This is a genomic window from Nostoc sp. CHAB 5715 (assembly GCF_020829685.1).
GTDB lineage: Bacteria > Cyanobacteriota > Cyanobacteriia > Cyanobacteriales > Nostocaceae > Nostoc.
In genome coordinates, this window is sequence record NZ_JAIVFR010000260.1 from 1 (window position 1) to 8050 (window position 8050).

Here is an 8050-nt window from a genome sequence, read left to right on the forward strand (position 1 = left end):
TGCGCCCGGCGAAATAAGCCTATTGAGTTCTTGAACAAAAAATTCCAAGACTAAAGTTTGTGAAACTGCAGATGTGCTGGTAGATTCCGCTTGTTACCAATTTTGGTAACGTATTTCAGTGGAGAGAAGATGGTGGAGTTTAAAGCCCTGGCTGTAACGCATCGGCACGTTATTAAGATGCATCTCAAAGCGAAACTTCAAGCCACAGCTTGTTCCCCAAAAGTTCCGAGCCATTCCAGATTTGATCTACGAGAAGTTGAAACCCAGTTAAAATTAGCACGCTAAAGCATGACTCAGTACAGCAATCAAGACAACGTAATTTCTTTTTACCCTGACAAGTCACTTGGCAATTTGCCTCCACAAAATATCGTTGCTGAAGAAGCGATTTTGGGTGGAATTATGCTCGAAGATGAAGTGATCGCTAACTCTAGCGATGCCTACGGCGGTAAACAACGCCTGAGCATTGAAACCCTATCTATATACATGACTCATAGTCTGCAAATTCCTTTAAATAATCAAGAATAGAAGTACCAAATTCATCATTAGAAACTTCATTCTTGAGCAGTAGATTTGTAACTCCGGTTTCACCCCTTAGATGAGCAGCCGCAAGGATGCCAGATTGTGTAATTTTGGCTCCTTGCAGTTCCTGTCCAATGAACTCTTCAATGGAACGTCCATTTTCCTGAAGGATTTGACTAATTCGATTCGAGTTCAAACTAAATGCCTCTTTGATTGCTGTCTCTTGTACACCATTCTTGTTTTGCATAAATTCTTCCCTACTATTAATTTCATTTTTACCTTTCCAAGTACCACGCCAATAATTCTTATCTACGCCGTTACCTCCACCGTTGTAAGGATTTTCAACTTGGTAGTACCCAAGCTCTATAAGTAGTGTTTCACCAAATTGGTACTTACCAATAAACCCTAAAGTATTTTCAATGTCATAAGGTGGAGTTTGCTGTCCTGTTTCTCTTATAGCAAGAGCTTCTAAAAATTGTTCACAGCTTCCTCGATTCTGAGCAATAAGATCGTTCCTCGTGATGTTGTTAGTAATCGAGGATGTGCTGTAAGCATAACTAGCTTCACAGGTTAGGAACAATCCAGTCAGAAGCGAAGGCAGAATCAGTTTTGTAGCTATGATTCTATCTAACTTTAGGTGAGCAACTTGTGTTCTAGAAGATAGGTTCATGATGTTTTAGGCTATTGTCTCTTGGTTTTACAAACAGTGGGTTCGGTATTTAATACTCTTCAGCATTAGCTTTGTACTTGATGCCAAAACAATGAAAAATTTTGAAACGGCATCACATACACACAGAGCAAACACAAGTATCGACCCAACCCTCACTCATGTTACTTTAACTATATTTCAAAAACCATTGGTTTCCATTCGTCCTTCTAGCGCTGCCCCATCACCCCAAGGGAGTAATCGTAGACTATGGAGGGGTGGTTGGGAGCAAGGGCAGGGGAAGGCGATCGCTTACGGTAGGCGCACTTTCACAAAAATACTCTACCGAGTTATTCACATCAATAGAGTATATAAATTTACTACAATCATCTTTTACCAGCATTCAGTTTATACTTTAGTAAAAATTTATACTTATACACAAGTACTGCAAATCTCCCCTATAGCGATCGCATAAAGCACTACATGAGGGCAAATCACTGCCCTATTTCCTGATATCCCTTGACAGCATAGGTCATATTCGTGCGTTGCCCCTGGCACTGCTCAACGCCAGCGATCGCTAATTTTGAACACCAACTGATATTCGGTGGGTAAAGGTGCTGGAATTTTTACGCAGCAATAACCTTACGCTCAACAGCCGCAAGCTGTATGAACGGGAACTGAAGCGGTTTTTGGTTTGGAGTGAGCTACATTATCATGAGCTAACTCATCATTTACTTGTTTCATTACATGAAATCTATCAGCAGTTACATTGGCATTAGGCATTAATTCTTCTACTAAACTTTTATAAGGCGACCAGAGATCAATACTCACTTCTTGGATTTGTTCCAGCCTAAGTGTTAGCCATGCCTTTAAGCTGATCGCACAGTTCTCGAAACGCAATGCACCTGTTCATTGTTCAGCATAGAGTGATATCGCCTCTTTTGCCGCTTGCAAAACGCGATCGCGTAATTCTAATGGCTCAATTACCTCCATCTTTGCGCCAAACCCCAGCACATAAGCACAAGCCGCTTCTTCTATATCAAACCTCAGCCAGATGCGAGTCCAGCCATCGGCATCGGGCGAGTCAATCTGTTCTATTCGGGCAAAGTATCCGGCATAGCGTAACCGAGGGATAACCTCTGGAGCAACACGCACCGTCACGCCATAGTAAGGCAGATTGGCTTTGAACTCAACCATCGATTGTTGCCAATAGTCGGCTAAGTTGAATTCAACCGGACGAACACAGGCGTAATCCGTAAGCATGGCATCCCGCACTCGTGAAATCCGGTAGGAGCGCACCTCTGACTCTACCGAGGCAACGAAATACCAGACACTGCCTTTAGCAACCAGTCCAAGTGGATTGACCAACCGTTCCACACACTTACCATCACTGCGTTCATAGCTCAGATGTACTTGCCGCTCTTGCCAAACTGCTGTTTGCAAAATTGGAAATGCTGACATTTCCTCGTCCCACCGATGCCAGCCTGTTGGATCAACATGAATACGCTGGCTAACCATTTCTGCCTGCTGACGATTTGCAGCAGGCATTGCTGCCAGAAGTTTGAGCAGAGCGGCTTCAAATGCTTGACTCCAGCCTAGCTCGGCTAGTAGGTGTGTGGGCTTAGGCAAAAACAGCGCCTGAATCTCTGCCAAGTTAAGTCCTGTGAGCGTAGTTTGATAGCTGTCGAGTAAACTCCAACCACCCCCCTTACCACGTTCTGCAAAGAAATTTGAAGTTTAGCGAAAAACTTTTAAAATTCTCTAGACTCTCCAGCCGGCTAGAGAGTCTAGGATAAATTCAAGGCGACTCTCTTTCCAGTTATTTCTGACTGTTGACGGATTTCCCCCAGTCATCCACTTTGGTTTGGCTAGCTTTTCCACTCTATCCCGTAAATCTATGACTCTCCAACTCACAGTTCCCAACATGGCTTGTTCTGCTTGTGCAAGCACCATCACCAAAACACTTCAGGCAGTTGATGCCAATGCTAGCGTTCAGGCTGATCCAACAACCAAGCTTGTCAGTGTAGAAACTCAAGCATCAGAAACAGCAATTAAGGAAGCGTTAGCTGCTGCTGGCTATCCAGTTGCCTAGCGTAGAGGATGAGGAGGATGAGGGGGATGAGGAGGATGAGGAAGAAATTTTTATCCCCTATCTCCCCCATCTCCCTCATCTCCCTCGTCTCCCTCATCCTCCTGATCTCCCTCATCTCCCCTATTGAAGATTCTGCTACACCACAGGGGTTCATCTAGTTATGGATACTCTCACACTCAAACTTCGAGGCATGAGTTGCGCCGCTTGCGCCAACAACATCGAAAAAGCAATTCGCTCTGTTTCTGGAGTAAGAGATTGCAACGTTAATTTTGGAGTAGAACAAGCCGCCATCAAGTATGATCGCTCTCTAGCCAATTTAGAGAAAATCCAAAGTGCGATCGCATCTGCGGGATACTCTTCTTAGTGACATACTCCCCGCGCCGCCCTCCGGGACGGCGGGGGCTTCTCAGCGACTCCCGGCAACCCGTCGGACATTAACTGAGCTTTGAAGGACGGGATGCCCCGCCGCCCTATGTTTTATATTGCGTGCGAATGTGTTCTGGTTTGATGGGGTCGGGGAAAGTCAGGGAACGATAACGCCCTTTACCCTTGAATCTGGGACGACCAGAACGCAAGCCATTACTGTCACCTTTTAGCCAACGGTCAAATGTCTTTTCAACCCGTGCAATTACATCCTGTAGCGTGTGTGATGGAATTTCTTTGTATTCAGCAAATAAAACTTTAGTGTTGGTTAAATCCCGCTTTTGACTGTAGTAACTGGGCTTGTCCTTAAGTGGCGCGATACCACAAGAAATAATAGAGCAACGGTCAATATCACAACGGTTTTGCTCCCACCAGTTAAACCGTTCCGCTAGCCGATAGTTGTATTGACGGCGGCATAATTCTAACCAGTTTTCAAACGTGGCTATTTGTTGCTTGGTTGGACGTAAACGGTACTGGTAGGTTAGGCGCATTTAACAAGTACTAATAAATCACCAATTTCGCAATCAAGTGTCAGGCAAATTTTTTCCAACGTCTCAAGAGGGATGGATTTAGCTTTGCCATATTCAATTTTTTGAACATTAGCAAGCGACATCTCTAGCTGTCGTGCCAATGCGTTTTGAGACAACCCCTTGGCTTCTCTGATTTGTTTTAGCCTGACTTCCACGGGCATATCCTTTACTACCTACTGAGAGTATAACCTAACAATAGTAGTCTAGCTATTAGTATGTCTTATGAAAATCCGACCATTAGATAACTAACTATCATAAGGCTAACCATTGTCTTGCCTACCAATAGTAGGCAATAATAAACATAGAGAAAGCGGTTCACCTTCCAAAGATCACCGCCTCTCTATCCACATAATTCATGGAGATTTCCGACCTTCACCAAAACAGGATAGCGGCACTTACTGAACAATTGGAGGGGGAAAACAATGGATCTTGAATCACTGAGGGGAATTCGCCACGGATTACAAGATTGTTGTCGTAGTGGATTAACAGAGTTTTTTCACGAATTCATGCTTGTCTTACTCTCCGAAGGTTATAGCTTTGAAGATTTGTTACACGCTATTGCTAACTGGGCTTCGGAGCAGCCACGGCTTGAAGAGGTTGTAGGTCATCTAGAAAAAGCGACAGATGAGATTCATTCAGCAAATTAAAGATGGGTTACAAATCAACAGCTAGGTCTATTTCTGACTTGAAAGCCCATTTGGTTTTGACAACAAAGTACCGGAGAAAAGTAATCACACCTGCTATGTTGATTCGATTGGGTGAATTAGTTAATCACATATCCCAGAAATGGGGTTGTGAAGTCATTACCTTATGGCGAAAGTGACCATGTTCACCTGTTATTCCGGTACTACCCACAGATGCAGCTATCAAAGTTTGTTAACGCCTTAAAATCTTACACAAGTCTTATGATTCGCAAAGAATTTTTGATGGAGATTAGGCGTGTTTATTGGGGTAAACGAGTGTTCTGGAATAGTGCCTACTTCATTGCTTCTTGCGGTGGGGTGACTGTCGAAGTTCTAAAACAATACGTGCAAAACCAAGACTCCGCGAGTTGTACCGATGAGAGAGTGGCGGTTCCGACGCTCGTTCCTCGCTAACGCTTCGCTATCACCCACCCCACTCACCCCGTCAACCTAACGGTTGACATCGGTTCGGGGATGTGTTCGTCACCGCCCCGACATTCTTCCCATCGCTGCCCTTCGGGACAGCGTGGGGCTGCTGTCGGAAATAGCTCACTCTCTGAAGAATTGCTCACTGAAGAAGATGATGCAGAGATTGCGAATAGGCAAGCATTACAACGCCAACTTTCCCTTAAAATAGTGGTGGGAGGTGTAATCAGCATTTTCCTATTTTTGGGGTCGTTGCCCATGATGACTGGGTTGAACTTGCCCCTAATTCCAAGCTTCTTGCAAAATCCTTGGATACAGTTAGTGCTGACAACCCCCGTCGTGTTCTGGTGTGGTGGATCTTTTTACCGCAATGGCTGGAAATCCCTCAAGCGCCATACGGCGACGATGGACACGCTGATTGCTTTGGGTACAAGTGCAGCGTATCTATATTCTTTGTTTGTCACTGTTTTCCCGAAATTTTTTATTGCTCAGGGCTTGATACCTCATATTTATTACGAAGTTGCCGCCATTGTCATTACCTTAATTTTGTTGGGACGGTTGTTAGAAAATCGCGCTAGGGGGCAAACTTCTGAAGCCATCGGCAAACTCATCGGATTGCAAGCTAGAGATGCCAGAGTTATTCGTGATGGAATAGAAATTGATGTTCCCATCGCCGAAGTCAGAATCAACGATGTGATTTTGGTACGTCCTGGTGAAAAGATTCCAGTAGATGGTGAAGTGATTACAGGCGCTTCCACAGTAGATGAAGCGATGGTGACTGGTGAAAGTTTGCCAGTCAAAAAGCAGCCGGGAGATGAGGTGATTGGGGCGACGATTAACGGTGCGGGTGCATTTGGGTTTCGGGTGACACGAGTTGGAAATGATACGTTTTTGGCTCAAATCGTCAAACTAGTGCAACAAGCCCAAGGTTCTAAAGCACCAATTCAGCGCTTAGCAGATCAGGTGACAGGATGGTTTGTACCAGCTGTAATTGCCGTTGCGATCGCCACTTTCGTCATTTGGTTTAATTTCACGGGCAACCTCACCCTAGCAACAATGACAACGGTAGGTGTACTGATTATCGCTTGTCCTTGTGCTTTGGGTTTAGCTACTCCCACTTCTGTAATGGTGGGGACGGGCAAAGGTGCAGAAAATGGCATTTTGATTAAAGGCGCGGACGGCTTAGAACTAGCACACAAAATTAAAACCATCGTTTTAGATAAAACTGGCACTTTGACTCAGGGGAAACCTACAGTTACAGACTTTGTAACTGTCAACGACACAGCTAATGGTAATGAAATTAAGCTTTTACAGTTAGCAGCAACGGTGGAACGAAATTCTGAGCATCCTTTAGCGGCAGCAGTGGTAAAATATGCCCAGTCTCAAGAAGTGAGTTTAATAGAGGTAAAGAACTTTCAGGCTAATGCAGGTAGTGGTGTTCAAGGAGTTGTTTCAAATCAGCTTGTGCAAATTGGTACACAACGCTGGTTAACAGAACTTGGAATTAACACGATAACTCTCCAGCAGTATAAAGATGCCTGGGAAGCGGTTGGCAAAACAGTCATTTTGATTGCTGTAGATGGCGAACTACAAGGAGTAATGGGTATTGCCGATGCCCTCAAACCTTCCTCAACAGCAGTGGTGAAAGCTTTACAGAAGCTAGGTTTAGAAGTAGTAATGCTCACCGGAGACAATCGTAAAACTGCTGATGCGATCGCAAGACAAGTTGGCATCCAGCGAATCTTTGCCGAAGTGCGTCCAGATCAAAAGGCGGCGATTATCCAATCCCTTCAAAGAGAGCAGAGGAAGCAGGGGGGGATGAGGAAGCAGGGGGGGATGAGGAAGCAGGGGGAGCAAGCAAACAATTATTATTCCCCCTCATCCCCCTCATCCCCCTCATCCCCCTCATCCCCCTCATCCCCCTCATCCCCCCACTCCCCACTCCCCACTCCCTTGTCGCAATGGTAGGCGATGGCATAGATGATGCCCCAGCCCTAGCACAAGCTGATGTGGGAATTACTATTGGAACGGGAACAGATGTGGCGATCGCAGCTAGCGATATCACTCTAATTTCTGGAGATTTGCTCTTAATTGTCACGGCTATTCAACTTAGTCGCGCCACTATCAACAATATCAGGCAAAATCTCTTCTTTGCCTTTATTTACAACGTCAAATCTTTGCTGGAGGAGGTGACGCAATGTAATTGTGACAGCTGCAATAGCTAAAGCGTTACTCATCGCTTACCTCCCTCTAGCACGTCGTTGCAAGTATTCATTCAAACTCATCACAGATGGTGCTGGACGCGGCTTTGGTCGAGGCGGAGGTGGTGCTGGGGCTGCACTGCGAATTTCTAGCTGACCAATTGTGACTTGAATAGTAGGTGATGTTTCATATTCCGCTGAGGATCGCTTTTGGGCTTGTTTGTTACTAGTTGCAATGACTGACAAATTTTTTACAGTCAGGTCATTGATAGGCTGAGATAGCGGTTTTAAATCAGATTTGTCTAATTGCCTAAAGTACGAAGAGTCCACCTCGTCTTTGCCTCTATCCGCAGACATAGATAAGTTAGGGGATGCGTTCTGAGGCAATATTAAGTTTTCAAACCTCTGCTGAATTTCTGGCACATTAGACGTAAGCTTTTCCTGTGGCTCAGTAATTTTTTGTGTAGCAATTGTAGGTGTTAAGCTCTGTTTGTGTGAATTCGCTAAGGTAGTATCAATAATAGATGCCA

12 protein-coding genes and 4 pseudogenes are annotated in these 8050 nt (G+C 44.8%); 10 read left to right on the top strand and 6 right to left on the bottom strand.

The annotated features are described in order from the left end of the window. Window positions 1-288: 288 nt before the first annotated feature. Window positions 289-525, top strand: a complete 237-nt coding sequence (locus tag LC574_RS15960) for a hypothetical protein (RefSeq protein WP_229454425.1) — start codon at window positions 289-291, stop codon at window positions 523-525. Here the strand turns inward: LC574_RS15960 and LC574_RS15965 are convergent. Next, complete coding sequence (locus tag LC574_RS15965) at window positions 476-1189, bottom strand: hypothetical protein (RefSeq protein WP_229454426.1); 714 nt, start codon at window positions 1187-1189, stop codon at window positions 476-478. The two genes, LC574_RS15960 and LC574_RS15965, sit on opposite strands and share 50 nt — an antisense overlap. A gap of 91 nt (window positions 1190-1280) precedes the next feature. Here LC574_RS15965 and LC574_RS15970 point away from each other — a divergent pair, with 91 nt between their 5' ends. After that, window positions 1281-1640 (top strand): hypothetical protein, encoded by a 360-nt coding sequence (locus tag LC574_RS15970; protein ID WP_229454427.1) that lies wholly within the window; start codon window positions 1281-1283, stop codon window positions 1638-1640. A 61-nt stretch (window positions 1641-1701) separates the two neighbouring features. Then, window positions 1702-1887, top strand: a pseudogene (locus LC574_RS15975) (site-specific integrase); the annotation flags it as partial. Here LC574_RS15975 and LC574_RS15980 read toward each other — a convergent pair. Both LC574_RS15980 and LC574_RS15985 read right to left on the bottom strand, forming a co-directional pair. After that, window positions 1886-2008, bottom strand: a pseudogene (locus LC574_RS15980) (transposase); the annotation flags it as partial. The pseudogenes LC574_RS15975 and LC574_RS15980 sit on opposite strands and share 2 nt — an antisense overlap. 66 nt (window positions 2009-2074) lie before the next feature. Further along, window positions 2075-2818 (bottom strand): YafY family protein, encoded by a 744-nt coding sequence (locus LC574_RS15985; protein ID WP_229454428.1) that lies wholly within the window; start codon window positions 2816-2818, stop codon window positions 2075-2077. A gap of 244 nt (window positions 2819-3062) precedes the next feature. Between LC574_RS15985 and LC574_RS15990 the strand changes: the two genes are divergently transcribed. The 3 genes from LC574_RS15990 to LC574_RS15995 are packed head-to-tail and all read left to right on the top strand — an operon-like array spanning window position 3063 to window position 3621. Then, window positions 3063-3257: a heavy-metal-associated domain-containing protein gene (locus LC574_RS15990; RefSeq protein ID WP_094350009.1), complete on the top strand. Its 195-nt coding sequence runs from the start codon at window positions 3063-3065 to the stop codon at window positions 3255-3257. After that, a complete protein-coding gene (locus tag LC574_RS38050; protein WP_267871556.1) occupies window positions 3250-3384 on the top strand; it encodes a hypothetical protein in 135 nt (44 codons plus the stop codon). Before LC574_RS15990 ends, LC574_RS38050 begins: the two co-directional genes overlap by 8 nt. Window positions 3385-3417: 33 nt before the next feature. Continuing rightward, on the top strand, window positions 3418-3621 hold the full coding sequence (locus LC574_RS15995) for a heavy-metal-associated domain-containing protein (RefSeq protein WP_229454429.1): 204 nt from the start codon (window positions 3418-3420) through the stop codon (window positions 3619-3621). A 106-nt stretch (window positions 3622-3727) separates the two neighbouring features. On the opposite strand, the gene LC574_RS16000 is transcribed toward LC574_RS15995, so the two are convergent. Both LC574_RS16000 and LC574_RS16005 read right to left on the bottom strand, forming a co-directional pair. Next, complete coding sequence (locus LC574_RS16000; RefSeq protein ID WP_229454430.1) at window positions 3728-4171, bottom strand: helix-turn-helix domain-containing protein; 444 nt, start codon at window positions 4169-4171, stop codon at window positions 3728-3730. Further along, window positions 4162-4371, bottom strand: coding sequence for a helix-turn-helix transcriptional regulator (locus tag LC574_RS16005; protein WP_229454431.1), 210 nt, complete (start codon window positions 4369-4371; stop codon window positions 4162-4164). The genes LC574_RS16000 and LC574_RS16005 overlap by 10 nt, the downstream gene beginning before the upstream one ends. Window positions 4372-4632: 261 nt before the next feature. Between LC574_RS16005 and LC574_RS16010 the strand changes: the two genes are divergently transcribed. The 4 genes and pseudogenes from LC574_RS16010 to LC574_RS38505 all read left to right on the top strand — a co-directional run. After that, window positions 4633-4857 carry a hypothetical protein gene (locus LC574_RS16010; RefSeq protein ID WP_229454432.1) on the top strand — a complete coding sequence of 75 codons (225 nt, stop codon included), beginning with the start codon at window positions 4633-4635 and terminating at the stop codon, window positions 4855-4857. Between the two features lie 2 nt (window positions 4858-4859). After that, a pseudogene (gene tnpA, locus LC574_RS16015) lies at window positions 4860-5307 on the top strand (IS200/IS605 family transposase). Between the two features lie 60 nt (window positions 5308-5367). Beyond that, window positions 5368-7287 carry a copper-translocating P-type ATPase gene (locus LC574_RS16020; protein ID WP_306422125.1) on the top strand — a complete coding sequence of 640 codons (1920 nt, stop codon included), beginning with the start codon at window positions 5368-5370 and terminating at the stop codon, window positions 7285-7287. After that, a pseudogene (locus LC574_RS38505) lies at window positions 7272-7490 on the top strand (hypothetical protein); the annotation flags it as partial. The gene LC574_RS16020 and the pseudogene LC574_RS38505, both read left to right, overlap by 16 nt. Before the next feature lie 69 nt (window positions 7491-7559). Here LC574_RS38505 and LC574_RS16025 read toward each other — a convergent pair. Continuing rightward, window positions 7560-8050 (bottom strand): hypothetical protein (locus LC574_RS16025; protein ID WP_229454433.1); only part of this gene is annotated, 491 nt, incomplete at its 5' end.

Bases quoted from the DNA above. Each gene is read 5' to 3' on its own strand.
- LC574_RS15960 (WP_229454425.1), top strand. From the start codon at position 289: ATGACTCAGTACAGCAATCAAGACAACGTAATTTCTTTTTACCCTGAC.
- LC574_RS15965 (WP_229454426.1), bottom strand. From the start codon at position 1,189: ATGAACCTATCTTCTAGAACACAAGTTGCTCACCTAAAGTTAGATAGA.
- LC574_RS15970 (WP_229454427.1), top strand. From the start codon at position 1,281: ATGAAAAATTTTGAAACGGCATCACATACACACAGAGCAAACACAAGT.
- LC574_RS15990 (WP_094350009.1), top strand. From the start codon at position 3,063: ATGACTCTCCAACTCACAGTTCCCAACATGGCTTGTTCTGCTTGTGCA.
- LC574_RS15995 (WP_229454429.1), top strand. From the start codon at position 3,418: ATGGATACTCTCACACTCAAACTTCGAGGCATGAGTTGCGCCGCTTGC.
- LC574_RS16000 (WP_229454430.1), bottom strand. From the start codon at position 4,171: ATGCGCCTAACCTACCAGTACCGTTTACGTCCAACCAAGCAACAAATA.
- LC574_RS16005 (WP_229454431.1), bottom strand. From the start codon at position 4,371: ATGCCCGTGGAAGTCAGGCTAAAACAAATCAGAGAAGCCAAGGGGTTG.
- LC574_RS16010 (WP_229454432.1), top strand. From the start codon at position 4,633: ATGGATCTTGAATCACTGAGGGGAATTCGCCACGGATTACAAGATTGT.
- LC574_RS16020 (WP_306422125.1), top strand. From the start codon at position 5,368: ATGTGTTCGTCACCGCCCCGACATTCTTCCCATCGCTGCCCTTCGGGA.